General features: G+C 43.7%; 27 protein-coding genes and 1 pseudogene. 19 read left to right on the forward strand and 9 right to left on the reverse strand.

The window, feature by feature from the left end:
• From H8R94_RS09895 to H8R94_RS09905, 3 genes are all read left to right on the forward strand, one after another.
• The coding region (locus tag H8R94_RS09895) for a tyrosine-type recombinase/integrase (protein ID WP_186854564.1) at nt 1-1158 on the forward strand (1158 nt) is incomplete at its 5' end.
• Nucleotides 1159-1734: 576 nt separating this feature from the next.
• Complete coding sequence (locus H8R94_RS09900; RefSeq protein WP_118282249.1) at nt 1735-2043, forward strand: type II toxin-antitoxin system RelB/DinJ family antitoxin; 309 nt, start codon at nt 1735-1737, stop codon at nt 2041-2043.
• Nucleotides 2040-2372: a type II toxin-antitoxin system RelE/ParE family toxin gene (locus tag H8R94_RS09905; protein WP_118282246.1), complete on the forward strand. Its 333-nt coding sequence runs from the start codon at nt 2040-2042 to the stop codon at nt 2370-2372. Before H8R94_RS09900 ends, H8R94_RS09905 begins: the two co-directional genes overlap by 4 nt.
• 110 nt (nt 2373-2482) lie before the next feature.
• Here the strand turns inward: H8R94_RS09905 and H8R94_RS09910 are convergent.
• The 7 genes and pseudogenes from H8R94_RS09910 to H8R94_RS12455 form a co-directional block, all read right to left on the reverse strand.
• A pseudogene (locus H8R94_RS09910) lies at nt 2483-3124 on the reverse strand (phage tail tape measure protein); the annotation flags it as partial.
• 131 nt (nt 3125-3255) lie between these two features.
• The gene (locus tag H8R94_RS09915; protein WP_186854565.1) at nt 3256-4164 is read right to left on the reverse strand and encodes a radical SAM mobile pair protein B; all 909 of its coding nucleotides are present in this window, start codon (nt 4162-4164) and stop codon (nt 3256-3258) included.
• A complete protein-coding gene (locus tag H8R94_RS09920; protein ID WP_118282241.1) occupies nt 4152-4841 on the reverse strand; it encodes a radical SAM mobile pair protein A in 690 nt (229 codons plus the stop codon). The genes H8R94_RS09915 and H8R94_RS09920 overlap by 13 nt, the downstream gene beginning before the upstream one ends.
• The gene (locus tag H8R94_RS09925; RefSeq protein WP_119226565.1) at nt 4838-5275 is read right to left on the reverse strand and encodes a radical SAM mobile pair system MarR family transcriptional regulator; all 438 of its coding nucleotides are present in this window, start codon (nt 5273-5275) and stop codon (nt 4838-4840) included. Before H8R94_RS09925 ends, H8R94_RS09920 begins: the two co-directional genes overlap by 4 nt.
• A gap of 98 nt (nt 5276-5373) precedes the next feature.
• The gene (locus H8R94_RS09930) at nt 5374-5655 is read right to left on the reverse strand and encodes a type II toxin-antitoxin system YafQ family toxin (RefSeq protein WP_118282235.1); all 282 of its coding nucleotides are present in this window, start codon (nt 5653-5655) and stop codon (nt 5374-5376) included.
• The gene (locus tag H8R94_RS09935) at nt 5652-5924 is read right to left on the reverse strand and encodes a type II toxin-antitoxin system RelB/DinJ family antitoxin (RefSeq protein WP_118535682.1); all 273 of its coding nucleotides are present in this window, start codon (nt 5922-5924) and stop codon (nt 5652-5654) included. The genes H8R94_RS09930 and H8R94_RS09935 overlap by 4 nt, the downstream gene beginning before the upstream one ends.
• Nucleotides 5925-6061: 137 nt before the next feature.
• Nucleotides 6062-6328 (reverse strand): helix-turn-helix domain-containing protein, encoded by a 267-nt coding sequence (locus tag H8R94_RS12455; protein WP_186854566.1) that lies wholly within the window; start codon nt 6326-6328, stop codon nt 6062-6064.
• 344 nt (nt 6329-6672) lie between these two features.
• Here H8R94_RS12455 and H8R94_RS09945 point away from each other — a divergent pair, with 344 nt between their 5' ends.
• The 8 genes from H8R94_RS09945 (at nt 6673) to H8R94_RS12390 (ending at nt 15507) form a co-directional block, all read left to right on the forward strand.
• Complete coding sequence (locus H8R94_RS09945; protein WP_186854567.1) at nt 6673-7362, forward strand: response regulator transcription factor; 690 nt, start codon at nt 6673-6675, stop codon at nt 7360-7362.
• Nucleotides 7338-8603, forward strand: a complete 1266-nt coding sequence (locus H8R94_RS09950; protein WP_186854568.1) for a sensor histidine kinase — start codon at nt 7338-7340, stop codon at nt 8601-8603. Before H8R94_RS09945 ends, H8R94_RS09950 begins: the two co-directional genes overlap by 25 nt.
• A gap of 161 nt (nt 8604-8764) precedes the next feature.
• Nucleotides 8765-9439 (forward strand): ABC transporter ATP-binding protein, encoded by a 675-nt coding sequence (locus H8R94_RS09955; protein WP_118535676.1) that lies wholly within the window; start codon nt 8765-8767, stop codon nt 9437-9439.
• Nucleotides 9436-11880 (forward strand): ABC transporter permease, encoded by a 2445-nt coding sequence (locus H8R94_RS09960; protein ID WP_186854569.1) that lies wholly within the window; start codon nt 9436-9438, stop codon nt 11878-11880. Before H8R94_RS09955 ends, H8R94_RS09960 begins: the two co-directional genes overlap by 4 nt.
• A 76-nt stretch (nt 11881-11956) precedes the next feature.
• Complete coding sequence (locus tag H8R94_RS09965) at nt 11957-12835, forward strand: alpha/beta hydrolase (protein WP_118535672.1); 879 nt, start codon at nt 11957-11959, stop codon at nt 12833-12835.
• A gap of 27 nt (nt 12836-12862) precedes the next feature.
• Nucleotides 12863-13240: a PAS domain-containing protein gene (locus H8R94_RS09970; RefSeq protein ID WP_118282214.1), complete on the forward strand. Its 378-nt coding sequence runs from the start codon at nt 12863-12865 to the stop codon at nt 13238-13240.
• Nucleotides 13241-13343: 103 nt separating this feature from the next.
• Nucleotides 13344-14111, forward strand: coding sequence for a response regulator transcription factor (locus H8R94_RS09975; RefSeq protein ID WP_243238498.1), 768 nt, complete (start codon nt 13344-13346; stop codon nt 14109-14111).
• Entirely contained in the window at nt 14104-15507 is a 1404-nt protein-coding gene (locus H8R94_RS12390; protein ID WP_178011135.1) for a sensor histidine kinase, read from the forward strand. Before H8R94_RS09975 ends, H8R94_RS12390 begins: the two co-directional genes overlap by 8 nt.
• A 168-nt stretch (nt 15508-15675) precedes the next feature.
• On the opposite strand, the gene H8R94_RS09985 is transcribed toward H8R94_RS12390, so the two are convergent.
• Nucleotides 15676-16944, reverse strand: coding sequence for a sensor histidine kinase (locus H8R94_RS09985; protein WP_186854570.1), 1269 nt, complete (start codon nt 16942-16944; stop codon nt 15676-15678).
• Nucleotides 16945-16964: 20 nt separating this feature from the next.
• Complete coding sequence (locus H8R94_RS09990) at nt 16965-17693, reverse strand: LytR/AlgR family response regulator transcription factor (RefSeq protein WP_186854571.1); 729 nt, start codon at nt 17691-17693, stop codon at nt 16965-16967.
• 208 nt (nt 17694-17901) lie between these two features.
• Between H8R94_RS09990 and H8R94_RS09995 the strand changes: the two genes are divergently transcribed.
• The 8 genes from H8R94_RS09995 to H8R94_RS10030 all read left to right on the forward strand — a co-directional run bounded on the left by H8R94_RS09995 (nt 17902) and on the right by H8R94_RS10030 (nt 26564).
• Nucleotides 17902-18972, forward strand: coding sequence for a hypothetical protein (locus H8R94_RS09995; RefSeq protein WP_186854572.1), 1071 nt, complete (start codon nt 17902-17904; stop codon nt 18970-18972).
• A 17-nt stretch (nt 18973-18989) separates the two neighbouring features.
• Nucleotides 18990-20972: a hypothetical protein gene (locus H8R94_RS10000; RefSeq protein WP_186854573.1), complete on the forward strand. Its 1983-nt coding sequence runs from the start codon at nt 18990-18992 to the stop codon at nt 20970-20972.
• A 315-nt stretch (nt 20973-21287) separates the two neighbouring features.
• Nucleotides 21288-22067, forward strand: coding sequence for an ATP-binding protein (locus H8R94_RS10005; protein WP_118282193.1), 780 nt, complete (start codon nt 21288-21290; stop codon nt 22065-22067).
• Nucleotides 22068-22079: 12 nt separating this feature from the next.
• The gene (locus tag H8R94_RS10010) at nt 22080-23276 is read left to right on the forward strand and encodes a 2-hydroxyacyl-CoA dehydratase family protein (protein ID WP_118282190.1); all 1197 of its coding nucleotides are present in this window, start codon (nt 22080-22082) and stop codon (nt 23274-23276) included.
• Complete coding sequence (locus tag H8R94_RS10015; RefSeq protein WP_118282187.1) at nt 23276-24838, forward strand: 2-hydroxyacyl-CoA dehydratase family protein; 1563 nt, start codon at nt 23276-23278, stop codon at nt 24836-24838. The genes H8R94_RS10010 and H8R94_RS10015 overlap by 1 nt, the downstream gene beginning before the upstream one ends.
• Nucleotides 24839-24851: 13 nt before the next feature.
• Nucleotides 24852-25658, forward strand: a complete 807-nt coding sequence (locus H8R94_RS10020) for an acyl-CoA dehydratase activase (RefSeq protein WP_118282184.1) — start codon at nt 24852-24854, stop codon at nt 25656-25658.
• 1 nt (nt 25659) lies between these two features.
• On the forward strand, nt 25660-25827 hold the full coding sequence (locus H8R94_RS10025) for a hypothetical protein (RefSeq protein WP_178011150.1): 168 nt from the start codon (nt 25660-25662) through the stop codon (nt 25825-25827).
• Nucleotides 25824-26564 carry a carbon monoxide dehydrogenase gene (locus H8R94_RS10030; RefSeq protein ID WP_178011153.1) on the forward strand — a complete coding sequence of 247 codons (741 nt, stop codon included), beginning with the start codon at nt 25824-25826 and terminating at the stop codon, nt 26562-26564. The genes H8R94_RS10025 and H8R94_RS10030 overlap by 4 nt, the downstream gene beginning before the upstream one ends.
• The last annotated feature ends 76 nt before the right edge of the window (nt 26565-26640 follow it).

A 26640-nucleotide genomic window follows, 5' to 3' on the forward strand; every position in this document is an offset into this window, starting at 1 on the left:
GCAATGGATGATTATGAGAAAAAGAAATTTGTTGCCAAAGCGGAAAATCTCACAGTCGGACAACTTCTGGATGTGTGGGCAGAGGAGGAATTAAAAACAGGTACGCTCAGCAATGGTACGGTGGAGAATTACCTCGGAACAATCCGAAATATTAAGAAACACCCATTGGCAGAACGGAAACTGAAAAATGTAACCTCTGAACATTTGCAATCCTTTTTTGATTTGCTTTCCTTCGGGGGAGTTCATCCCGACGGAAAAGAGAGAAAGGGTTACAGCAAAGATTACATCCATTCTTTTTCCGCAGTCATGCAGCAGTCCTTCCGCTTTGCAGTATTTCCAAAACAGTATATTACGTTTAATCCCATGCAGTATATTAAACTGCGGTATCAGACGGATGAAGTTGATTTGTTTTCAGACGAGGACATGGACGGAAATATCCAACCAATTTCACGAGAAGATTATGAAAGATTGCTTGCTTATCTGAAAAAAAAGAACCCAGCCGCAATACTTCCAATCCAGATAGCCTATTATGCCGGGCTTCGTATTGGAGAAGCCTGCGGTTTGGCGTGGCAGGACGTAAATCTGGAAGAACAATGCCTTACCATAAGACGTAGCATCCGATACGATGGCTCAAAGCGCAAATATATCATCGGACCAACCAAGCGGAAAAAAGTGAGGATTGTTGATTTTGGAGATACGCTGGTAGAGATTTTCCGTAATGCCCGGAAAGAGCAGTTAAAAAATCGAATGCAGTACGGAGAACTTTATCACACGAACTACTACAAAGCGGTCAAAGAGAAAAACAGAGTGTACTACGAATATTACTGCTTAGACAGAACAGAGGAAGTCCCGGCAGATTATAAAGAAATTTCTTTCGTCTGCTTAAGACCGGATGGTTGTCTGGAACTTCCGACTACTTTGGGGACGGTATGCAGAAAGGTGGCAAAAACATTAGAGGGATTTGAAGGCTTTCATTTCCACCAGTTACGTCACACCTATACAAGCAACCTTTTGGCAAATGGAGCTGCTCCAAAAGATGTGCAGGAATTATTAGGACACTCAGATGTAAGTACCACAATGAATGTCTATGCTCACTCCACAAGAGATGCGAAACGAAAATCGGTTCGGCTTCTTGATAAAGTGGTAGGCAATGATTAAAAAAAATTCCCTTATTTCCCTTGTGATTATCTCATAAGGGCAAAAATAAGGGAAACTACATATCATTTCACTAATGGACAGGCAGGAAAGCCTATAAAATGGGGAAAGTTAGAGGAATAATTATATAAATTCAAGTTTGCAGGGATGACATGAAAAATGAAGTTTAAGGAACAGAACTTTACCCTGTTTGCCTATACAAATTATAGGACAATTCAAGGTTATCGCAGGCTCGAAAGCCTAGATTTTAAGGGAAAAGGTGCGTTCCACCATTTCCTTGTACAATAGGGGGTGAGTATGTTTTTCGTTGAACAACCGAGCCATGTGGAGACGGTAGTATTGATGTCAAAAATGAACCCTGGGGTTCACTTTATAACGATAAGAAAAGTGAGAAAAACAGCGGCTGGAGAAGTTTCCGACCGCTGCACGTCATTAACGATAATTCTTATTGTAGAGCTCTTTTTAATCAACTGGTAGATTTTGGAGTATGAACAATTTGTAAAATATTGATTTTGTATTGCCCTTGTCAGGACAAATGGATATAATATAGTTAGAAAAAACTCGAAAGGAGTGTTTACTATGGCAACAAAATCAGCAAATTTATACGCACGCATAGAGCCTGATGTAAAAGAACAGGCAGAAGGAATCTTAGCAGCATTAGGAATTCCTGCATCCAATGCAATAAATATGTTTTACAAACAAATTATTCTTCAAAGAGGGCTTCCTTTTGAAGTGAAAATGCCATCCACTCGTCCTGTAGACGTTAGTGCATTATCAGAAGCACAGATGAATGCAGAACTAGAAAAAGGATATGCGGATATGCAGGCTGGTCGTACTAGATCAGCAAAATCTGTTTTTGCTGATATCCGCAATGATTACAGTTTATGATTTATGATATCGAGATTTCAGATCAGGCCGAGATAGACCTTCGTGGAATCTTCGAATACATTGCTTTTGAACTGCAGGCACCAGAAAATGCAAGTGGTCAACTTGATAGGCTTGAAGCATGTATTATGGATCTTGATCATATGCCGAAGAGATATCGACAATATGAATTGCAACCATGGAAAAGTCGAGGGCTACGCGTAGCGCTAGTAGACAATTATCTTGTTCTATATATTCCGGATGATGATACACAAGTGGTTACGATTATCCGTGTTATGTACGGTGGAAGAGATGTAGATACGCAATTAAACAGATTTACAAAAACAAAGTAATTTGAAAGCATCAATCAGAAATGGTTGGTGCTTTTTTATGCCTGGAGAGATCGGGGCTTTTTTTATGCCCATTTTTACGGAAGGAGGTATCGGCCGTGGCTAACAGAATTATCCGATGTGGTGGCAAGGCCCTCACCAGATGCCGCAGCAAGGTTCATGATACCTTCGATACCATCCAGCATGTCGGAGGTTTTCCATCCGGCCATCGCCATATAGTTCATGGCATCCGCAGCCTCGGATGCAGAGAACTTGGTCTTCGCACCCATCTCACGAGCCTTTGCGCGGAGCTTGTCGAAATCCTCTCCGGTTGCACCGGACACGGCGGCTACCTGGCTCATAGAAGAATCGAAATCGGATGCTGTTTTTACAGCAGCAACGCCAAGAACTGTAACTGCAGCAGAGGCAGGAAGGAACTTTTCACCGGCGGAGGAAACCTTATCGCCTGCAGACTTCAGGCTTTCACCAGCAGTAGCAATCTTCTGCACAGCAGTGGCAGACTGATTTGCCTGCTCTGCAGCAGTCTTGAGAGTAGTGAGTTTTTCCTTTGTTTCACTGACGGCGCTGGAGAGGAACTTCTGCTTCTGCGCCAGCAGCTCGGTGTTGCCTGGATCTAGTTTCAGGAACTTTTCGACATCCTTGAGCTGGTTCTGCGTATTCTTGATTTCTGAATTTACACCCTTTAAGGCTGTCTGTAGTTTGGTGGTATCGCTGCCGATCTCGACAGTGATACCCTTGATTCTACTTCCCGCCATAGGCTCCTCCTCTCTGCAAAATGGGTATAAAAATTGCCCGGCATTTTTGCCGAGCATAAAGAAAGCACCTATCAGATTTCTCCGACCGATGCTAATAAACTGCTATTCTATTGAGGTTTACAAACTGGAAGTTAGCGATTTCTTTTTCCTGTATTCTCTGTCCCTCGGATTTCCTCATGATAAAAATAATCTACGATCACCGGATGTCCCTGCGGGACTCTGCCATAAGGCATTTCATTATCCACAAAGGGACAATCATACTTCTTAGCCATTTCCGCAGCTTTTACTTCAAGCGCTTCAAAATAGCTGCGGTTATGCTTGTTATAGATCTCATCGTAAAGCGGTACAAGATCAGAATATTTTTCGGCGATATAATCCATAATTGTCTTTTTGAAACCGCCTCGAAGATTGAGATTTTCGAGCCAGAACAGATCGCACTGATCCTTTACCCTCTCAAAGATTGCTTCAAAATTCGTGATACCGGGGAATACCGGAGATACGAAACAGACTGTACGGATACCTGCTTCATATACCTGCTTCATTGCAGCGATACGGCGCTCAATGCTAGAAGCAGAGTCCATATCGTTCTTGAAATTTTCATCTAGTGTGTTAATCGACCATGAAACGGTTACTCGTCCAAGCTTCTTTAGCAGATCAATATCTCGTACCACAAGATCCGACTTTGTGCAGATCAGAATATCTGCGTCACTGCCGATCAGCTGCTCCAGAAGTTTTCTGGTATTCCCGAATTGCTCCTCCTGTGGATTGTAGCCATCTGTCACAGAACCGATGACCACCCGCTGTCCGGCATATTTCTTCGGATTCTTAATTTCCGGCCAATGCTTCACATCAAGGAAAGTGCCCCATTCCTCCTTGTGCCCGGTAAAGCGCTTCATAAAAGAAGCATAGCAATACTTGCAGGCATGTGTACAGCCCACATAGGGATTGACCGAGTAACCGCCTACCGGCAGACTAGACTTAGTCATGATGTTCTTTGTTTCCACCTCACGAATGAGGATTCCATTTATTACTTCTTCCATGATTTCTGTACCTCTAACACTTTATTGAATTCATCCGGCATTTCCTGAATCATATTTTCATCCCCTATGATAAGGACAAGGTCTTCCTTCATAAACACCGGAATGCCGAGCTTATGTGCCTGGTCCGCCAGAGACCATGCCCATTCCGGCTCCGTATGAATCTTCCTGCTCTGAGCTCCGGTCATGGTGCCGACAACGATCCAATTGATTCCGGAAAGGTCAACTGTGCCGGGATCGTCGAATAACGGCTCAAAGGTAACATGGTAATGTTTTGCTCTGACGTTTTTCCGAAGGGCGTCGATACGCCACAGTTCTGCTTTCCTCGTCACCGTAACGCCAAACCATGCGTTTTCCAGATCGGTATCAAAATCCAGCAAATCAGGTCGCTTGGTAAGGAACAGGAACTGATGCTGCGGATTTTCACGGATCTTTGCAAATACTTCGTCTCTCCATTCCGGCTTCCATCCGGAGAGATCGCTCATCCCGGTAAGAAGAAAGTTCTGCGGACGTTTCTTTTCCATCATCTTGAGCTTACCCGGAAAGAATTCAGGGTCAGCGAAATCATCAATCATATGCCAGCGTTTCACGTTGTTGCGGGCATAGCAATATGTACACCCCACTGTGCAGCCAATGACGATATTCATGTTCTGAATCTGATCTTTGATACAAATACTCATGACTTCTGCCACTCCTCAAGATTCTTTCTGATGCGGTCGAGGCATTCCTCAAACCGGGTAATTTCTTCCTCTGAAAAACCTTTGTAGTAAATACTGCCCATCTCATCAGATACAGAATCGTACTCGCCCTTTAAGGCATGTGCTTTCTCAGTCAGAAACAGGAGTGTTTTCCTTTTGTCCGTTTCAGACTGAACACGGCTTATCAGCCCTTGATTTTCCATTCTTTCCAGCATCGTAGTAAGAGATGTTATCGCTAATCCGCATTTAGTCGAGAGTGACCTGATTGAGATACCATCCTCCTGCCACAGCACATAAAGAATACGTCCCTGAGCTCCATTAAACGCATCAATATTCTTTTCACTGAGAATCTTCTCGAAAATCCGGTCTCCAAGCTGTTTTATTTTGGTCACAAGAAATCCGCCATTCATTTTCACACAAAAACTCCTATATAGTATTTTATCAAATAATACTATATAGGAGTTTTACTGTCAACAGTTTGTATGTCTAAGTAGAAGTAAATTTCGATTTGTACTTATTTCTTAAACAACTCAGAATGTGAACCAAGTCGGTAGAGCATTAAAACAAGCACATCTCCGTGAATCTCATAAATAAGCAACCAGTCCGGTTCAATGTGACACTCACGCGTTCCTTTATAGTTGCCTGTAAGATCATGATCCCTGTATTTTGCATCCAGCGTACCGCCATTCGCTAAAATATCGATTACCTCAAACAGCTTATCAAGATTTTTATTTTGCTTTTTGGCAAGCTTCAAATCCTTTTTAAACTGATTGGTAAACTGAATGTCGTATTTCATACGTCGAGAGCTGCCTTAAGCGCATCCATACTGGAATAACGTGGAGCAGAAGGATCCTTCATTATTTTTCTGCCTTCCTCAATGGCAGCGGCTGTAGTATCATTCGGTACTTCCAGTTTTAATTCAAAAGGAATACCATTCTCACGGATAGCGGTTCTCAGGAACATATTTACAGCAGTTGTCATATTCAGACCAAGCTCATTGAAGATTTCTTCCGCCTGATCCTTGATTGCCTTGTCTGTACGAATATTTAAATTAGTTGTTGCCATACAGAACACCTCCATTCAAGTATAGTATATGCAGAAATTCGGGCGATGTCAACACAATGTCATTATACAAGCCGTGAATTTTCTGTTAAAATGCATCGAAATCCAATTCAGCAGTCGCCTTTTTTTCGTCGGATAATTCATTTCTTTACGTTTCTATACTCTGTAAGAGTTAAGGAATACCTTCTCTTAAATGTTTTACAGAAATAATCTGTATTACTGAATCCAGTTTCTATTGAAATGGCACTTACTTTTTTTCCTGTATTGGTAAGAAGTAATGCTGCCTTCCTTAACCTGTAGCATATCAGATAGTTGACAGGAGATGTATTCAGTACATTACGAAACAAATTCAAGGCAGTACTGATACTCACTTCCCCAACTTTGGCAAGTGCATATATTATGTTCATTAAACCAATCCTCTTTTCTGTAAAATTCAAAAAGCATTTCAAGCAGTTCACACAGTCCGTTCATATTATGCTATAATGTGGTATGCGATTTTGCTTCCCTTATTTTTTCTCTTATGAGGGTTCGTAAAGCCTTGTGAAACGATATAACACAAGGGAATATCTAAGGGAAAACTCACCTACAGAAAAGTTAGTGTTTATAAGGGTTAGCGGGGAGTTTATTAATAAAATATAACAGCTAATGAAACCCTTAAATTAAGTGATTATACAAATCGGAATTTGATGAGATTGTCTAAAAGTTGCAATTACACTTAAATACATAGTTAATAAAGAGAGGTGCATATGCTATGCCAGGTATACTCGTGGTTGAAGATGATGAAAATTTAAATCGTGGAATTACATTCTCACTGAAAAAATCCGGATATGAGGTTTTTTCAGCAGAATCAATGAAAAAAGCGAAAAGAATTGCAAGTGATAATAATGTGGATGTTACGATCTGTGATGTGAATCTTCCGGATGGGAATGGACTGGAATTTATAAGGTGGATGAGATGCAATTATAATACATATATTATTTGCCTTACAGCACTAGATCAGGAGATGGATCAGGTTATGGGATATGAAGCAGGGGCAGATGATTATATTACAAAGCCGTTTAGTCTTTCGGTACTTCTTTTGAAAATAGAAGCACATTTCCGCCGCAGACAGGAGAAAACGGAAGCCCGCAAGATGATTTCGGGAGATATCGTATTTATTGCAGGAGAAATGAAAGTCCTGATAAAGAGTCGTGAAATCAGTCTGACAAAAACGGAATTGAAAATGCTGACTTTTTTTCTTCAAAATCCGAAAAAGATTCTTTCAAAAACACAAATATTGGAAAATGTGTTTGATCTAGAAGGGGATTTTGTGGATGAAAATACAATCGCTGTCAATATCAGAAGACTCCGTGAGAAAATCGAAGACAATCCGGCTGCACCGGTCTATATAAAGAATATCAGAGGTCTTGGGTATATATGGAATCAGGAGGTAAGGCAGTGACAAAGAGATATCGCAAGAAGATTACAGTAGTGCTCTCCTTGGTATTACCTGTCATAGTATTGTTTGCAATATTAAATTGCTTTACCACGTATGTGTTTTATGAAGATTATAAAGATAAAATGAATCTTATGACAGAGATTGCTGCAAAGGAAGAAATTTCCGGGCTGGATGCTGTTTCGGAATTGCTTAAGGATAAGGATATTGAAACCAACGAACAGGGCAGGCAATTATTGGAGCAATATGGATACTGGGAGAATAAAGGGAATGCATTTTATTCGCAATTCCGGCATCAGGTTATGGTGACCAGTGCTGTAAGCACTGTGATATGCGTGCTTCTTTTGACTTTTTTACTTTATTGGAGGAAAAAAGAAGATGCGTGTCATCAGAAAATTTTAGACCAGTTGGAAGAAATTCTGATCAGATTTCGTGAAAATAAATTTGATGATTTACTGCAAACGGAAAATTACGAAGAACTGGAAAAATTGAATGACCAGCTTGAAGCAATCGGACATCATATTCAGTTGCTAAAGGAAGAAGCACGGGCAGAAAAAGAGAGCACGAAAGAAATGGTTTCTGATATCTCTCACCAGTTAAAGACACCGGTTGCAGCTTTGGATACATGTTTTAGTGTACTGATGCAGAATGACTTAAGTGCCACAGAACAGGAGGAGTTTCGTATCCGTTGTCGGAGTGCTCTGGATGGACTGGAGACATTATTGCAGTCGCTTCTTGAAATATCCAAGATGGAAACTGGGCTGATTCAGATTAATAAGAAAAAACTTCCGCTTATGGATACTGTCATATCTGCTGTGAACCGTACTTATCCCAAAGCGGATGAGAAAGGAATTGAATTCGTTTTTGACTATGAAAAAGAGTTGGAAACATGCATGGTTATGCAGGATAAAAGATGGCTTGGTGAAGCTGTGATCAACGTTTTGGATAATGCAATCAAGTACAGTCCGGGTGGTTCAAAAATATTTATCCGGTTACAAAAAAGAAACAATCTTGTAAGAATGGAAATTGAGGATCAGGGAATCGGTATTCCGCAGAATGAGTATCACAAAATTTTTCAACGATTTTACAGAGGAAGTTCCAAGGAGGTCAGGGAAGAGAGTGGTACAGGAATCGGACTTTTTCTATCGAGAGAAATTATCGAAAAACACGGAGGAACGATTACGGTAGCCTCTGGCAAAAAGAAAAAAGGAAGCACGTTCGTGATTCAATTACCATATGTTGGTTAAATTTTAAGCGAGCAGAAATCTTACAATTTTGTAAGACTTCTGCTCGTTTTTTGAAAGTGAAATGAAAGATTGTCCTGCTACAATCTGGATGTAGGTTGAAAAAAGACCAAAGAAAGCGTACTGAAAAGATACGCTTTACAGAATTGAGAAGGAGGCAACACATGAGTGTGATATTAGAAACCAAGCAGCTTTGTAAGTTTTATGGCGCAGGTGAGAATCAGGTCAAAGCGGTCAATCAGGTGGACATTCAGATTGAGCAGGGAGAATTTGTCGCAATTGTTGGAAAGTCAGGTTCCGGTAAAAGTACATTACTTCATATGCTTGGAGGGCTTGATACCCCGACAAAAGGCAGTGTTACTTTAGCAGGGAAAGATTTATACAGGATGAAGGAAGATGCCCTTGCTGTTTTCCGCAGAAGAAAAATCGGATTTGTTTTTCAGGCATTTAATCTGGTTTCATCTGTTAATGTCTGGGAAAATATTGTACTGCCCCTGGGACTGGATGGAAGAAACGTGGATGAAGCATATGTAAATGATATTATTGCAACTCTGGGGATTGAAAACCGGATTTATAATCTGCCAAATCAGTTATCCGGAGGACAGCAGCAGAGAGTAGCGATTGCAAGAGCCCTGGTAAATCGTCCGGAAATTATATTTGCGGATGAGCCGACAGGAAATCTTGATTCTAAGACCAGTGATGAGGTAATCGCTTTGCTTAAGATGACAGCAAAAAAATATGGACAGACAATTGTAATGATTACCCATGATGAAGAAATTGCACAGGTCGCTGATCGTATTCTGGTAATTGAGGATGGACAGGTGGTGGATTTCAGATGAAGACAATAAGCAGGATTGCATATAGCAATGACAAAAGGAACAGGACAAGAAGTATACTGATCATGATGGCAATCTGTCTGGCCACGATGCTGCTTGTTATCATCAGTACTGTGGGAAATGGGGTAATTCATTTACAGAAAAGTCAGGCGGCAGGATCATATGGAAGCAATTATGGTCTGTTTGTTTCCGCAGACGGAGCGCAGTTAAAAGAAGTAAACCGCCGTGCGGAAATAGATGCTACAGGCACTATGTGCACCGAAGGTATCATAAAAGGCAATGAAAAAGGCGGGTTTGTTTGCATGGATGAGACTGCAAGAAAAATGCTTCCTTATAATAAAGAATATGAGTTGAAGGAAGGAAAGTATCCGGAAAAAATGCAGGAAATTGCCGCAGGAAGAGCATTTTTTCGTGCAATGGGGTATGGTGATGTAAAGATCGGAGATACGGTTACACTGGATTACCGCGCAGGGATGCAGTCAGAATATAAGCCGGAAGAATTTGTTGTCAGCGGAATCCTATATGATCGGGATGAGTATACCATCGAGGCATCTTATGTTGCTTTCGGGTCACAGGAGTTTTATGATGAGCACGTCGCAGAGAATGACAGACAGTATAATATTTATTTTACTTTAAATGATTCTGCAAATGTATCTATGAATAATATTGATTCGGTTATAAAGCAGATTGCAGCAGCTTGTGGGATCGAAGAAAAAAACGTTATAGTCAATGATCTCTATTTGCAATGGGTCTTGCAGCCGAGTTATGAAACGATTGCGGTATGCGGGGTTTTGATTCTTGCAATTGTACTTTTCTCTGTTGTGGTCATTTATAATATTTTTCAGGTCGGTATTGCCAACAAGATACAGGAGTATGGAAAAATCAAGGCTCTGGGAGCGACAAAAAAGCAGATGAAACAACTGATCTTCAGAGAGGGTATTTTTTTGGCAATTTCTTCCAGACCGGTTGGATTGCTTCTTGGCTTTCTGATTGCAAAATGCGGTTTTAACTGGCTGGTAGAACAGGGGAATCTTGTATCAACCGAAACTGGCTCTATGGGAGTTCAAAATCAGCAGGTGCCACTGTTTTCCCTGCCTGTTATGCTCCTATGTATTTTCGTATCATTTCTTACCGTTGCTTTGGCACTGCGTAAACCAATGAAAATTGTTTCACGGATTTCACCTATCGAAGCAACACGGTATTTAGAAAATGCAGAAACACACAAAAAAGGAAAACGAAATGGCAGAAAAAATGTCACTGTGTTTTCTATGGCAATGGCAAATGTAATGGGTAACCCAAAAAGAACCATTGGTACCATCCTCACACTGGGGCTTTCCTGCGCATTGTTTGTGATTATTTCTAATTATGTGGGAAATATTGACACGGAGCATGAAGCACGTCTTTCCGTTAATCATGGACAATTTGAACTGCAGCTTGACTATTCTGCTGAGTATGATGAAAGATATCCGGAGAATAATCTGGATACGATTCTGACGGATGATCCATTGAATGATTCGCTGATTGAAGAAATCAAAAGCATTCCGGGAGTGACAGATGTCATGACGAGAGAGATTGTCTCTGTAAATCTGAACGGAACAAGATATCCGGCTGCTGTTGTGAGTAAAAAGGATTTTGATTTTATGCGCCAGGACGGGGATATTGGCTCTATGGACTATGATCAGGCGGTAAAGAATGGTGAAATTTTCTTTGGTTGGTCGATGTGGATGGAACAAGATGGATATGCTCCGGGTGAATCCATTGCATTTGACTTTGAGAATGGAAGTGGAACCTATACCTATCAGGGAAAGATTGCAGGATCCTTTGTAAGTGCGGACACTTACCTTGTCATTCCGGAAGGCGTATACCGTTCCATGAATCCGAGAGGAACAGCCTATGGCTATCTGTGGGTGGACTGTGACAAAAAAGATGTGGCATCTGTGGAGCAAAATCTGAATACATTGATTTCTAATACTTCGCATATAAAAATGGATACTTATCATGCGCAGTTACAATCTGCAGAATTCTCAGCTCGCACGATGAAGCTTGGCTGTTATCTGTTTATGGCGGTTGTAGGATTCATCGGTTTTATGAATATGGCAAACACCATGATCATGAATATTACGACAAAAAAGCAGGAATATGGTGTATTGCAGGCTGTGGGCATGACAAATAAACAATTAAACTTATGCCTGCAGTTACAGGGACTGATTTTTACGGTTGGCACTATATGTGTAGCACTTATCGTTGGTCTGCCACTTGGCTATGCACTTTTTTCCTATGCAAAACATAATGGAATATTTGGAATGAATGTCTATCATGTTCCAATTACACCAATTCTTGCTATGATTTTGCTGGTCGGTCTTTTACAGATTGTGCTTTCCCTCGTTTTAAGCAGTAATCTGAAAAAGGAAACGCTGGTAGAAAGAATAAGGTATCAGGGATAGCAAAGAGGTAGTGGTCTTTTTTTGATCGCATGCTATAATAGAGGACAACAAAGTGGTAACAGGAGGCGTAAAAGACATGCATTATCAAAAGATAAATTACCCGGACAATGATAAGGTCTGGCTGGAGTGCTATATACAGGATAGCGGTCTGAAATTAGGACAGGATCTGGTGCGACCGGCTCTTGTGATCTGTCCCGGCGGTGGTTATGTGTATTTATCACCACGCGAGGCAGAACCGGTGGCTTTGGCATATGCAGCCAAGGGCATACAGGCATTTGTCCTGCATTATTCCCTGGGCTGGGAAGTCAAAGGTTTCCAGCCATTAAAGGAAATGGACTGGGCGATCGGTCTGATCCGTGAACATGCGAACGACTGGTATGTGGATGCGGACAAGATCCTTGCCTGTGGTTTTTCGGCAGGCGGACATCTGGCATTATCCAGCGGTCTGCTGGGAAAGAACCGACCGAATGGGCTGATCTTGGGCTATCCGGCGACAGACATGAGCGGACAGGGCTCGGAACTGATGCAGATGCTCTTTTTCGGAAAAGAGGGACCGGCGAAAGAAGAAAAGATCTGGCTGAACCCGGTGCAGGCAGTGACCAAGGACGCACCACCACTATTTATGTTTACGACCGCAGAGGATACGCTCACCAGGAGATCGACCCTGGATCTGGTGATGGCATATGAAGAAAAGGGCTGTCTCTTAGAGTATCATCTTTTCCAAAAGGGACCACACGGCTATAGTCTTGCCAACGAAGCATGTGCAGATGGCTCATCCCAGGTCATCGATCCGCATGTGGAAAAATGGCTGGATCTTTCGGTAGAATGGATTTTTTCTGTATTCGGGCAATTAGAATTTCGGGACATATCCACCAGTCACATTATGGATGCGATCAAAGAATTGGGCATCCCATTGCCGCAGGAAGCCACAGGCAAAGGGATAGAAAACGCATAAAGATAACAAGTTAAAAGGAGAGACATCATGGAAAATGCATTAGAATATTTTAAGAGCCTGGTCGATCAGGACCGTTGCGACGTGGTACTTTGCAATCTGGAGCATGAGATCATCTACATGAACCCGGCTGCCATCAAAGATTATGTAAAGTGGGGCGGGGCAGATCTGATCGGGCGCAGTCTGCTTGCCTGCCACAATGATAAGTCAAAAGAAATGATAAAGCGTGTGGTGGACTGGTTTGCGGCAGACAAAGATCACAATATCGTGCATACCTTTTTCAATGAAAAACAGCAGAAAGATATCTATATGATCGCCCTGCGTGCCGAGGACGGACATTTGATCGGCTACTATGAAAAACACGAATTCCGTAACCGTGAGACCATGCCGTTTTACGATCTCTGGTAGGAGGATCTATTTCTAAAGTTTTCTTAATTTTCTTCCAAGCCGGCAAAAAATTGTTATACTGTAGGCAAATACAGACAGAAAATGGGGTTGGGAGAAGCGACAGATGAGCGAGATACAGACAAGGACAATGGAAGAACAAGGGAAGCCGGCGGCTTCCCATATTTTGGTGGTGGATGACAATCCGGAGATCCGGGAGGTCATCTATCTTCTTTTGGGGGGCGAGGGATATGAGGTGACCGAGGCGGCAAATGGCGAGCAGGCGATCGAGGCTTCGGCAAAATATGCTTTTGACCTGATCATCCTGGATATCATGATGCCGGGGATGAACGGCTATCAGACCTGTGTGGAGATCCGAAAGAACAGCAACGCGCCTATCCTTTTTCTGAGTGCCAAATCCCAGGAAGATGATAAGATGCTGGGATTTTCCAGCGGTGGGGACGACTATCTGGTAAAGCCCTTTTCCTATAACGAACTTGTCAGTCGGGCAAAGGCACTGATCCGCCGCTATCATGTATATCAGGGGAAGAATATGTCGGTCAGGGAAGCGGCATCAAAGAAGGGCACGGCAGAGCGCATCATTTCTTATCAGGATATCGTCCTCAATGAGACAAGACGGGAAGTCAGCCGGAATGGGCAGGTCATTGAACTGACCGATACGGAATATGCCCTTTTGCATCTGCTTTTGACCAACCGCAAGCAGATCTTTTCGGCGGAGCATCTGTATGAGAGTATCTGGCAGGAAGAATATTATTATGGAGCCAACAACACGGTCATGGTGCATATGCGAAATCTCCGCTGCAAGATCGAGAAGGACCCGAAAAATCCGACCATAATCAAGACGGTCTGGGGAAGGGGGTACCGCTGTGACTAAAGAGAAGAAAAATGCCATGCTCCACTGCTTAGAGGAACATCGTCCGGGCAAATGGAAGATCCGCACCAAACTCTTTGTGGTTATTCTTATTATGCTGGCGGTCAGCATTCTTCTTTTCTGGGGACTTTGGAATCTGCAGGAGTCGGTCTGTCATGTCTTTGAAAACCTGCATCTGATCAGTTGGTTTGACGAGGATACCTATATTGAACAGATAAAGGAAGATGCCGTCAATTACAATGTGCCGGAATTGGAGAGCGACAAAACAGCGCAGAAGGCATTTCGTCCATTTTTGAAAAAACATACCAGTTATTATATCGGATGTTATATCTATGGCCATGATGACGGACTCTTTCGTGCGGGACACGCGGCGAAAGTCATAGAAAAGATCATGTACGGATCCATCATATCAGACAGCATGGACATTTTGGGAGAGTACACTAACATTGTGCCGGTGCAATTTGCCAACGGTACCTATGATGTCGTCTATTCCTCCTTTATGCGGACGAGGTTTGTCTATCCTTATGTGATCGCATCTGCCCTTTTTAGTATCTTCATATTTTTCCTGGGGGTACTTTCCTATATGGGGAGCGTCATCAAGCGCATGGACGGACTCAAGGATGCTGTCGTTAATATGTCCCAGGGCGATCTGACTCATGCCATTCCCCAATGCGGCGAGGATGAAGTCGGGATCGTGGCAAAAGAACTGGATATCCTGCGCAAGACCCTGGATGAAAATATCAAGCAGGAAGATGCCATCCGCCAGACCAATCAGGAACTGATCTCCGCAATTTCACACGACCTGCGCACCCCGCTTACAGTATTAAACGGCTATCTGGAAGTTTTGCGCATGGATAACGCGGATGAGGAAAAGAGGGCTTTATATCTGAACAAGTGCCTGCAAAAAACAGCCGATATCAAGGCACTGACGGATCACATGTTTGAGTATGCTTTTGCCTATGAGACTAATGAAGAAGCGGTCTTAAAACGCATGGAGATCGGGCAGGTAAAAGAAATCCTTCTGGGCAACTGCGAGTTTGTGGAACTGGCAGGCTTTACGATCGAGGGGCAGATGGAGGATATCGAGGGGATTATGTATGCGGATGAGATGATGTTAAAACGTATGTCGAGCAATCTCTTTTCCAATATCCTAAAATATGCTGACAAGGGAAAGCCTATCTATGTGCGCCTGCGGGTGGAACAGGGCATGCTCGGTATTCTTTTGATCAATACGATCAAGCAGGATGTCGGCACGGTGGAAAGCAATCATATTGGACTGCGCAGCAGTCAGAAGATGGTAGAACTTCACAAGGGACAGATGCATGTCTACCATGAAAAACAGCAGTTCCGCGTCCATATCCTCCTGCCGGTTATCAGCATTTCAACTCCGCAGTCCTAAGTGGCTCTCAGACAGTTGCGGGCATTTTATACTGCAGGCTGGCGGCAGCCATGATGTGTTGATGGAACGAGGAGGATTCTATGCAGAGATATACAAGATTATCGTGCGCAATTCGTGGCTACGCAGTGGATGCTTTTGGTTACATATTCAAACCGATTTCCTAACCCTCTACACAATTACCCGCAAGACAAAGTAATTCCCATCCACTGTAAATTGGCAGTTTCCACCTGCTTTTTCTGCAATGTAGCGGATGCTCTTGGTGCCAAAACCATGTCCAAGCTTTTTGCTTTGTGGCATGCCATCTTTGATTTCAGGCAGAGTGGCACAAGGATTTTTGATGGAAATGAGCAGCTTCTCATCGTGCATGCGCATATGGAGTGTAATAATGCGCTGCTCGATGGGAAGTTTAGATACAGCGTGCATCGCATTTTCCAAACCATTGGATAAAATTGCTGTCACATCCACATCGGATAGTGGCAGAGTATTTGGGATTTGTATGGTATGTTCGAGGCGGATATCCTGCTTTTTTAAGAGGTCGTCCTGGGCAGATAAAACGGTATTGACCAGTTCATTGGTGCAGTATTTCTGGATTGCCATTTGATCGGAAGTAGACACGAGCTCATGGATATAGTTCAGTGCATCCTCCTTTTTGTCGTTTTCAATCATGGAAGAAATGGCAAGGAGAAAATGCCGCATATCGTGTCGCATGATGGAAACAGACTGTTGCGCCTGATGCAAGGTGACGAGATCTTTTTGAGACTGGTCGCGCATAAGTTCCATCAACTGGTTTTGATGCAGGGTTTCCTGTTGCTCTTCGTATTGTTTGAAATATAAAAAGAGAAAGAGCAGATAGGTGGTGCAGAGAACAAAACCTAAAAACTCAACGACAACTTTGCTTCCAGAATATAGAAGTGATGTATAGACGTTCGTTGCATAGTCAAAAATATAATAGACAAAGGGAATGATACCCAAAATGGCAAGTGATTCTGTTGATTTTTCCAAGAGCCTTGCTGTTGCGTCTGATACATGCAGCAGTAAAAATAAGAAAACCATCACAGTCACAACGATGCGGATAGCATAATAGCACCACTGTTCGTGGGTCAGTGTAAGAAAAGCTATGCCAACCCAGTTACTAATCTGACAACAGAGATAAGCCGTCAGAACGGAAATGGCTGCTACCAGAGGGCGATATTTATAATATAAGACCAGTAAGAGAATCAAGGGCAGATGTACAATCAAAGGATAGAGCTCCCTCGTCATGGCTTCGCCTAAGGTTAGAAACACACCGAGATAAAGCAGCCCGGTTGCACAGGAAAATCCAAGTAACCGCAGGATATTAGAGCGTTTCATCACAATGCCGAGAAAGGCAGCGGAGAGGTAAACGCCAAAAAGTAATGTAGTCGCATTGTGGGTAAGTTGTAGCATTCCTAAAATCATACAATAATCTCCATAAAAAATCATTCAGCAAACAGGGTTGAAAAATAAGCTTCTTTGAAAACTTTTCCGTATCCTCGGGCAATCGGAATGGTCTGCCCGGATCGTGTTGTGAGTTCGTTATTGTTGAAATGATTGACATTGGGCAAATAAACCAGATAGGAACGATGGCATTTGAAGAAACCGTCTGTGTTCAATAGCTGTTGTTCAAAGTGGTTCAGTGGCTCTGGTATTTCTAAAGTCTGCCCGGAACAAAGATGAAAGAGAACGCGTTTGTTCTGGGCTTCTATATATTCAATATCGTGAAAATATTGTTTCTGATAGCCAAAGGCTGTTTTTAAAATCAGATGCTTTGGCTCTTCGTCATATTGTATGGCAAGTTCATTTAATTCTTTTGTTAATTTTTCCTGTGATACGGGCTTGAGGATATATCCCTGTGCCCTTACTTCATAAGATTCTAAGGCAAATTCCGGCGATGATGTCAAAAATATAATCTGAACAGCACGGTCGTGCTGACGCAGTTCGCGGGCAGTATCCATCCCGTTCAACAGAGGCATAATGATATCAAGAAAAATGATATCCATATGACAGTCCTTGTGTGCTTCGATGAGAGCATCACCATTGTCGTAGGTAAAAATCTGAACCGCATGTCCGGTGTTGGCAGACCATGTTTCTATGTATGTTTTTGTTTTGTTTAAAAAGATGGGACTGTCGTCACAAACGGCAATCCGTAAGCTTGTCCGTGCCAGCATTTTATAGTTCCCTCAAAAAATGATCTATCAGTGATAGTTCTATCTTAGTATATGTAAATTTCTTTTTCAATGACAGCGATTGCATTTCACACCCTAAAAACGACACTTCGCGCTGAGCGAAATTTTAAGCCCCAAAATTCGGTATGATAGATACAAGATATGGTGGCTACTACAATGTTTGACACCAGTGAAACGGAGGAGAACGCTTATGAAGTTGAAAAAGTTATTCGGAAAAATACTTGGCGCAGGTCTATGCATGGGCATGTTGATTGGATGTATGCCTGGCGGGGCATTACAGGTAAAGGCGGCTACGGAGCCGAATTATCTGACCTTTACGGCAGAGGAGGCAGGCTCGACCTTATCCTTGTCATGGGCGAGCGCAAGTGATGTTCAGACCAGCACAGATCATGGCACAACATGGTCTGCCTATGCAAGGGGTACGACAATTACATTGGCAAATGTAGGCGATAGCGTTTCTTTTAAAGGCAGAGGTTTTGTGGCAAATAACAGAGCCAATGTCAATCATGTAAGGATGACCGGTAAGATTGCGGCATCCGGCAGTGTGACCAGCCTGATTGACGAAAATGGTGGAGACCCGAATGTAACGTTGCCTAGTGATTGTTTTGCACATATGTTCCAAGATTGCACCAGTCTGACACAGGCACCGGAATTACCGGCAACGACTTTATCAGGTATATGTTATGTTTTTATGTTTCAAAATTGTACATCATTGACACAGGTTCCAAAACTACCGGCAACCACATTGGCAACAGCTTGTTATCGCGGTATGTTTGATGGTTGTACTGGACTTTCTCTTACGACCACAAAGGATGCAGATCATACATTAGCATGGTCGCTTGCGGATGCCACTGAGGAGTTGAATTGGAATGCAATCATGTTTGAGGGATGCCCAAATGTTGATCTGGGAAATGGCTCTAAGGAACCACAGATGAATACCGTTTATTATCAGACCTGCAATCATTCCTATGGTAGTGATGGAAAGTGCATCTACTGTGGCACAGAAAAGGCTGTGGACATCGTGACACCAACGCCGGAAGCAGCACCAGCCGCAGGCATTACAAATGCCCAGCCAAATGGTGGAACGCCGACTACACCAAATACCAATAATCAGGCAGCACAGAACACAACAGCAAATGTCAAAGCACCGGTAACGGGAGAAGCATCGTCGATGGCATCTGTGATACTTGCTTTGCTCATCGCAGGAGGACTTGCTGTAATCCTTGTGGGAGTCTGCAAGATGCGTAAACATTGTAAATAAGGACGAGGAGAACGATTATGAAAAAGACATTTGGAAAAATTCTAGGAGCTTTCTTATGCTTAGGAATGGTGCTTGGATTGATGCCAAGTCAGGCATTACAGGTGTTTGCAGAGGGAGAGACAACGCCGAATTATCTAACTTTTACGGCAGAGGAGGCTGGATCGACCCTGTCATTCACATGGAACACAGAAGAAAGTGTGGAGATTAGTAAAGATAGTGGTACGAATTGGACAACTTATGTGAAAGGAACAAAAATCACCTTAGCCAAGGTAGACGACAGTGTGCAATTTAGAGGAGAACTTACCAAACTTAATATAAATACTTATATAAACCCAGCTTTTACCATGACGGGAAAAATCGCTGCGTCTGGCAGTATAACTAGTCTTAAAGATGGGAATGGTGGAAATCCTGATACAGTAGCGTCTGGCTTTGGAGGCATGTTTATGAATTGTGATGGTCTTACACAAGCCCCGGAATTACCATCAACACGGGTAGGGAGTAATGGATATGCGTGTATGTTTCAGAATTGTAAGAACTTAGTCACAGCCCCGGAATTACCAGCAACTACGCTGGGGTATAATGCCTATATAAGTATGTTCTCAGGATGCACGAATATGAAAACAGGACCAGACAAGTTGCCGGCAACAACTCTGGATGACTGGTGTTACTCTAATATGTTTCAAGATTGTATATCCCTAACAAAAGCTCCAGAACTGCCAGCAACGACATTGCGGCAGGAATGCTATTATGGCATGTTTCAGGGATGTACATCGCTACAGCAAATTCCAAATCTGCCAGCTACAAAATTAGCGCTAGATTGTTATAGATGTATGTTTAAGAATTGCAAGAATTTATCCATGACGAGTACAAAGGATAGTAGTCACACGATAGCATGGACATTACCAAATGCTACATTGCCGAGTGCTACAATGTTGGGATCAGACTGGAACACAGATATGTTTAAAGGGTGTACAAATGTAAATATTGGAACTCCACAGTTGAACAAGACATATTACCAACTGTGCTGCCATTCTTATAATGAGAACGATAAATGTATCTATTGTGGTGAAGCAAAACCAAAGACGTATAGTGTGACACTCATTGCAGGAGAAGGATTAACGCGTCATCCATATCATGGCGCAGAACAACAGACCAATTTGTTGGGTGCAATGGAGCCGGTATATTATACCGCAGACGAAGATTACTATATTCAAGATGATTATCCGATGATTACAAAAAATGGCATTACAGTGGCAAGATATGTATTGGAAGGGTGGGGACCGGTTATCGTTGTAAATGGAACGCCTACGGCTGATACTACAATTACATTGCCAGCAGCAATAGCACGCAATGTAACACCAACACCAAATCCAGAACCGAATCCGAAACCAACACCGAATCCAGAACCAACACCGAATCCGGAACCGACGCCGAATCCAGAGCCAACGCCAGCTCCTGAAAAGCCGGTAATGAAGGATGGAGATAACGGACAGCATGTTATAGGCAAGGCAGAGGCACTTACCTTCCGTTCTAGTGCGCCACTCAACGAATTTGTAGCTGTATTGGTCGATGGCGTAATAGTGGATCCGTCCAATTATGACGTGTCGGAAGGTAGTACGATTGTACGTCTGAAACAGTCTTTCCTAGATATGCTATCTAAGGGAAGCCATACGATTGCTATTCAATCAATCGGCGGAACAGCAACGGCAAACTTTTCAGTTACAGCATCTTCTAATAGTGGAAATACTGGCTCTGTCACAACACCAACCCCTTCCACCCCGACTGCAGGCATTACAAATGTCCAGCCAAACGGTGGAACGCAGGCGGCATCAAATACCAATAATCAGGCAGCACCGAAAACAACAGTAAATGCCAAAGCACCGGTAACCGGAGAAACTTCACCGGTATCATGCATGGCACTTGCCCTCATTATTGTTGGTGGATTTGCACTTTTGATTGCAGAACTTCGCAGAAGTCGACAGATGCAAAAGAAGCACTAAAATTGTTGATAAAAAGTAAATAAGATATTAAAATCAGGGACGTTCCTTTTGCCACAAGGAGCGTCCCTTTTGTCATAAGGAGTGTCCCGTTGGCTTATAAAAAAGTAATTTTGTAATAAATACAGACATATGTGGCATAAACGACGCATAGTAATTATGTATGAAATTAATGGACATAATTTGTGCAATATGACATTTTTACACAATCGTGGCATTATGTGTCGAAAAAGCGCATAGATTATGATAAACTTTAAATAATCTTTTTATAAACTTCTTATAAAGGGCTATGCATAAGTAAAGTAAGGGAGACAGCAAATGAATACAGACAAGATTGATGCCAAGATCCTTGCCGTTGCCGGTAAGGGTGGCGTTGGTAAGACCTCGCTTGCAGCAGTTATGGTCAAACTCTTGGTGGCAGCCTATCCGGATAAGCGGATCCTTGCCATTGATGCAGACCCGGCTGTTGGCTTGTCTACCGCCTTGGGTGTGGACGTGAAACTCACGGTAGACGATATCCGCAAAGAGGTGGTTGCAAACGCAGAGGACGGCAACGCTAAGGCGGCAATTGAATTATTAGGAGAAGCCAGATACCGTATTTTCGACGCGCTCGTCGAGATGGATGGCTTTTCTTTTATTGCTATCGGAAGACCGGAGGCAGCAGGCTGCTATTGCAAGATCAATAGTTACCTGAAAGAAGTTATTGGTCTTTTGGCAGAGAATTATGATTATATCGTGATCGACGGCGAGGCGGGGATCGAGCAGATCAACCGTCGTGTCATGGAAAAGGTGACACACCTCATGCTGATCACAGACTCTTCCAAGAAGGGGACACAGGTCGTAAAGACCATCAAGCAGGTAGCAGACGAACTCGTTATGTACGACAAGGTCGGCGTGATCGCAAACCGCCTTCCGAATTTAGACGTCAAACAGTACATGGACGTGGGCGATATCCCGGTACTTTCCTACATATTATCGGATGCCTCTTTGGCAGAGTTCGATCTCAAGGGAGAGAGCGTATTTTATTTGGATGATGATGCGGCAATCGTCAGGGGAGCCAAGGAAGCTCTGATCGGTATAGGAATCTTAGAAGCGTAAAGGAGGGCAAGCGTGAAAGACTTAAAGCACTTATATTATTTTGAAAAGTTATTGGAAGATGCCAATAACGAACTTGTGCGTCAGGCACAGGACGAGGGTCTTAAGTGTATCGCAACGACTTGCGAGAATGTACCGGAACCACTCTTAAATCTTCCGGGCACATTTTCGGTAAGACTTCGTGCACCGCGTACAGGCTCTATGGAGATGGCTACTTACTACATGACAAGTTTCTTGTGCGAGTACAGTAGAGCACTTTTGGAGAGAGCCATTGAGGGCGGCTACAACTTCGTAGATGGTATCGTGACACCGGACGGCTGTACCATGATGAATCGTTGCGTAGAGAACATGGAACTGCTTAAGACCATGGGTCAGGGCAAGGACGGATTTTTCTGGGAATACATGGAGATTCCACAGAAAAACGATGACAATGCGCTGGAAATGTATACCTTACAGTGCCGCAACCATATCTTAAAGCCTCTGGCAGAAAAATATGGTATCGACACATCCGATGAGGCGATCCGTGCAGCAGTAGATCAGCATAATGAAGTATGCCGTCTGATCCGTCAGATCGGAGACTTCCGTAAGGAAGCCAATCCGCGCGTGACAGGCTATGAGTTCCACATCCTTACCATGGCAAGTTACGTGGCACCAAAGCATCTGATCCTAGACAAACTCCGCGAGACCTTGGAGGAGATCAAGACCAGGGAGCCGGATGCGGCTGACAAGTACCGTGCTCGTGTTGTTTTTGTCGGCTCTGAGGTGGATGATGTTGATGTCATCAAACTGGTAGAAGAATCCGGCGCTTATGTATGTGCAGACCGTTTCTGCTACGGATCTTTGCCGGGACGTGATGAGATCATCCTAAATGACGAGGAAGACGTGGTAAAACAGATCTGCCGTCAGGTGCAGGGCAGAGCACAGTGCCCGCGTTATTGGGATATGGCAAAGATGACTGGCAGACGTGATTACGTTGCAGATCTTGCCAAGGAATACGGCGCAGACGGTATTATCTACGAACAGATGAAGTTCTGTGATCCATGGGCTTATGAGCGTATGATCGGTACGATCGTGCTCCGTGATGAGCACGGCTATCCGGTACTTGCTGTGGATCGTCCATATTCCATTGGCTCTTCCGGTCAGATGCGCACACGTGTGCAGGCATTCGTAGAGAGCATTGAGATCAAGAAGATTCAAGGAGGTAAGAAATAATGGCAAAAGAAGTAGGCGCAGAAGCGCTGGGTAGATTTTTTACCGATGGAAAAGTACGAAGCAGACGTGAGTGGCGTGGATTCAAAGATACCTTTTATGATTACACACGTTGGCTTTATATTATGAAGCAGTTGGCAGGCTTTATCATCAAACCTAGAAATATCAAAGCCATGTTCCGTTACCGCTGGATGGCAAACTATCTGGCAGTACCGATGATGGTAGATAAGCATACACAGGGACTGCGTGGACCATACCTTCGTATGTGCCATTTAGAGCAGGATCTGGTCGTTTATGACGTAGCAAAACTTCTCGACAATCTTTTCCGTGGCGACCGCCGCATCGGCAATGATGAGGAGTTTTCTAAGAAGGTCGTTTTGGTAGATGAGAACGAAATGACAGCCGTTATGATGGGATTTCCTACCTTGAAGGGACTTTCCCGTGAGACGCCGTCCACCTATGTATCCGTTCTTCTGAACCAAACAGCAGCCCTTCATTATATTGATGTGGCACAGGAATACGGACTTGCCGGTGATGTTTGTCCGATGCCGGAGGCAGAACTTGGCGTTTCCATTGATGATGATGCACCGATCCTTGGTGCCTGCGCCGTACAGTGTAATACGACCTGTGACGGTTCCCTTATGAGTAACGGTGGTATTGCTAAGCGTCTGGAATTAGAAGACGGTATCCCGATCTTCCAGTTGGCAGCCCCGATGCGCCACAGAGAGGACGACGTACAGGATTACGCAGCACAGGAGATCAAGAATTGTATCGCCTTTATCGAAGAAAAGACAGGCGAGAAATGGGATTGGTCTTACTACTTTGAGTGTGCAAAGCGTGTCAATGAGTCTACCAGACACCGTATGGAGTGGCTGGACATGAACAAGACCGATTATCCACAGGTCTTTGGTTCCAACCTTGCGCTTTATACAGAGACCAACTACATGGCTATCTGTGGTAAGGTACCGGAGTTCGTCAATGTAGACCGCAAACTGACCGCACTTGCCAATCAGGCATACAAAGACAAGATGATGATGGCAAGAGAGTATCGTCACCGTGCTATCGTATGGGGCGTACAGTCACACTTTTATATGGACTTTTTGCTCTGGATCTTAAACTGCTGGGGCATCGTTCCGCTGACCGATATGCTTTCCATGGTCAATACCGAAATGATCGCAGAGGAAGATACACCGGAGAACCGCGAAAAGGCATATTATGATATGGCTTGGCTGACAGAGAATATGATCATGAGAAACCGTACCCACGGTGGTTACAAGGTTCTCTTAGACGAACTCTGGGAGTTCTGTGAAGAGTTCAATGCCGATGTGGTCATCCTTTGGGAGCACATGGCATGTAAGGCACTGGATGGTATGCATGGACAGTTCGAGGAAAAGGCAAGAGAAAAAGGTATTCATCTGATCTGGGTAACCCACGATCTGTTCGATCCTCGTATCGTATCCCGTCAGGGTGTTCGTGATCAGGTCAATCGTTATATGAGAACTGTATTTAAGGAAGAACCACTGGATCCGTCGCTGGAAGTATTGCACGACGAGCATTCATGGTAAAAGGAGGAACAAGATGAAATATTATGGCGGATGTGATTCCGGATCAACTTATACAAAATGTGTCATCATCGATGAGACAGGAAAGATGGTAGCAGATGTAACACTACGCAGCCGTATCAATGCGGTACTTTCCTGTGAAGAATCCATTGAAAAGGCAGTTGCCCAGGTGCCGGACTTAAAGTCAGCAGATGATCTGGCTTATCTGGTAGGTACCGGATACGGACGTAACAAGGTACCTTCCGCAGACGAGAATATCTCAGAAATCTCCTGTCATGCCATGGGCGTGCATGTAGCAGACCCAAATGTCAAGGCAATCATCGATATCGGCGGACAGGATGTCAAGGGTATTGCCATTGATGCTGACGGAACCGTTTTAAACTTTGCCATGAATGACAAGTGTGCAGCCGGAACCGGACGTTTCTTTGAGGCAATGGCAAAGGCATTTGAAATGGATCTGTCTGAGTTTTCCAAGTTATCTTTGAAGGCAAAGAATGTGATCCCGATCACGGCACAGTGTACCGTATTTGCAGAGTCAGAGGTTATCTCTTTGGTAGGAGAGGGCAAGCCGATGGATGAGATCGCAGCAGGTATCGAGTTATCCGTTGCAAAGCGCTGCTTCGTTATGTCAAAGAAGGCAGGTGCTGTAGATTCCATCACTTTGACCGGTGGATGTGCCAAGAACGACGGCTTGAAGGAAGCCATCGAAAAGGTATTGAATTTGAAAGTCATCGATCTTCCGATCGACCCACAGTTGATGGGAGCACTTGGGGCGGCAGAGTTTGCACGTCAAAAGGGAATGGCTAAGGAAGGAGCGGTTTAATATGGCAACATTTCTTCATGTACTTTTGATCATTGCAATCGTTTTGGTTTGCCTCTTTGTTTTGAGTTTTATCGTATATTTCTTCAACTTGGATATGAAACTTACGGCAGCGATCGAACCGTTGATGTTAAAGCATTACGATAAGATAGAAAGAGACACACATCTATGAGACTTTATGATGAGATTATCAATGACATTCTGACTGACCTTTCAGGTCAGGATGTCGTGAAACTTCCGGTCGGTGACGCTGCAGATCCGATCAGCAGAGACTGGCAGGATGCCGGAAAAGCAATGATGATCTTACAGGCAGATATGGCATATGAACTGGGCGGGCATAATCTTCCTGCCGTGGGCAATACCTTAGTGACGACGGAGACAGATCTGGTAGGAGAGGATGAGATCATCCTCATAGGAAAAGATCTGCCACAGATCACAGAGGACACCCCATATGCAAGGATCGCCCTGGTACGTGTTGCCGAGGATAGTATTGGAACGGGAGACAAGTTATACAATACCATCCAGAACATCGGCTACTTCCGTTACCACATCTACCCTAAGGGCTTTATGCTTCGCGTTTCATCTTCCAATGACAGGGAGAGCGTGCGCGTGGCGGCAGATGCACTGGAACAGGGGCTGAATTTTACGGCGATCGGTAATGCCATGCAAAAGGCACTCCACCTGCACAAGGAAGTCGAGGCAGTAAAGATCATCTTTATCACAGATCCGGGTGCTGATTACGCCGGTCTGCAGGAAGGGCTCAAAAAGACCAAGCAGATCACGGCGACCATCGATCATATGCTAAAAGATGTCAATATGGATTGTGGTTCCTGTGGCTTACAGGAGATCTGCGACGAGGTCGAGGGTCTGCGGGAAATGCATTTTGGCATGAGTGAAGAACATACATAAGTAATTACAAGAGAATGTTTAGCACCGCATCGGTGCAGACAATAGAAACAAGTAATAAGAAATGAGAAAAGGAGAG

This window comes from Roseburia lenta (genome assembly GCF_014287435.1).
GTDB lineage: Bacteria > Bacillota > Clostridia > Lachnospirales > Lachnospiraceae > Pararoseburia > Pararoseburia lenta.

Bases quoted from the DNA above. Each gene is read 5' to 3' on its own strand.
- H8R94_RS09900 (WP_118282249.1), top strand. From the start codon at position 1,735: ATGGCAACAAAATCAGCAAATTTATACGCACGCATAGAGCCTGATGTA.
- H8R94_RS09905 (WP_118282246.1), top strand. From the start codon at position 2,040: ATGATTTATGATATCGAGATTTCAGATCAGGCCGAGATAGACCTTCGT.
- H8R94_RS09915 (WP_186854565.1), bottom strand. From the start codon at position 4,164: ATGGAAGAAGTAATAAATGGAATCCTCATTCGTGAGGTGGAAACAAAG.
- H8R94_RS09920 (WP_118282241.1), bottom strand. From the start codon at position 4,841: ATGAGTATTTGTATCAAAGATCAGATTCAGAACATGAATATCGTCATT.
- H8R94_RS09930 (WP_118282235.1), bottom strand. From the start codon at position 5,655: ATGAAATACGACATTCAGTTTACCAATCAGTTTAAAAAGGATTTGAAG.
- H8R94_RS09935 (WP_118535682.1), bottom strand. From the start codon at position 5,924: ATGGCAACAACTAATTTAAATATTCGTACAGACAAGGCAATCAAGGAT.
- H8R94_RS12455 (WP_186854566.1), bottom strand. From the start codon at position 6,328: ATGAACATAATATATGCACTTGCCAAAGTTGGGGAAGTGAGTATCAGT.
- H8R94_RS09945 (WP_186854567.1), top strand. From the start codon at position 6,673: ATGCCAGGTATACTCGTGGTTGAAGATGATGAAAATTTAAATCGTGGA.
- H8R94_RS09950 (WP_186854568.1), top strand. From the start codon at position 7,338: ATGGAATCAGGAGGTAAGGCAGTGACAAAGAGATATCGCAAGAAGATT.
- H8R94_RS09955 (WP_118535676.1), top strand. From the start codon at position 8,765: ATGAGTGTGATATTAGAAACCAAGCAGCTTTGTAAGTTTTATGGCGCA.
- H8R94_RS09960 (WP_186854569.1), top strand. From the start codon at position 9,436: ATGAAGACAATAAGCAGGATTGCATATAGCAATGACAAAAGGAACAGG.
- H8R94_RS09965 (WP_118535672.1), top strand. From the start codon at position 11,957: ATGCATTATCAAAAGATAAATTACCCGGACAATGATAAGGTCTGGCTG.
- H8R94_RS09970 (WP_118282214.1), top strand. From the start codon at position 12,863: ATGGAAAATGCATTAGAATATTTTAAGAGCCTGGTCGATCAGGACCGT.
- H8R94_RS09975 (WP_243238498.1), top strand. From the start codon at position 13,344: ATGAGCGAGATACAGACAAGGACAATGGAAGAACAAGGGAAGCCGGCG.
- H8R94_RS09985 (WP_186854570.1), bottom strand. From the start codon at position 16,944: ATGATTTTAGGAATGCTACAACTTACCCACAATGCGACTACATTACTT.
- H8R94_RS09990 (WP_186854571.1), bottom strand. From the start codon at position 17,693: ATGCTGGCACGGACAAGCTTACGGATTGCCGTTTGTGACGACAGTCCC.
- H8R94_RS09995 (WP_186854572.1), top strand. From the start codon at position 17,902: ATGAAGTTGAAAAAGTTATTCGGAAAAATACTTGGCGCAGGTCTATGC.
- H8R94_RS10000 (WP_186854573.1), top strand. From the start codon at position 18,990: ATGAAAAAGACATTTGGAAAAATTCTAGGAGCTTTCTTATGCTTAGGA.
- H8R94_RS10005 (WP_118282193.1), top strand. From the start codon at position 21,288: ATGAATACAGACAAGATTGATGCCAAGATCCTTGCCGTTGCCGGTAAG.
- H8R94_RS10015 (WP_118282187.1), top strand. From the start codon at position 23,276: ATGGCAAAAGAAGTAGGCGCAGAAGCGCTGGGTAGATTTTTTACCGAT.
- H8R94_RS10020 (WP_118282184.1), top strand. From the start codon at position 24,852: ATGAAATATTATGGCGGATGTGATTCCGGATCAACTTATACAAAATGT.
- H8R94_RS10025 (WP_178011150.1), top strand. From the start codon at position 25,660: ATGGCAACATTTCTTCATGTACTTTTGATCATTGCAATCGTTTTGGTT.
- H8R94_RS10030 (WP_178011153.1), top strand. From the start codon at position 25,824: ATGAGACTTTATGATGAGATTATCAATGACATTCTGACTGACCTTTCA.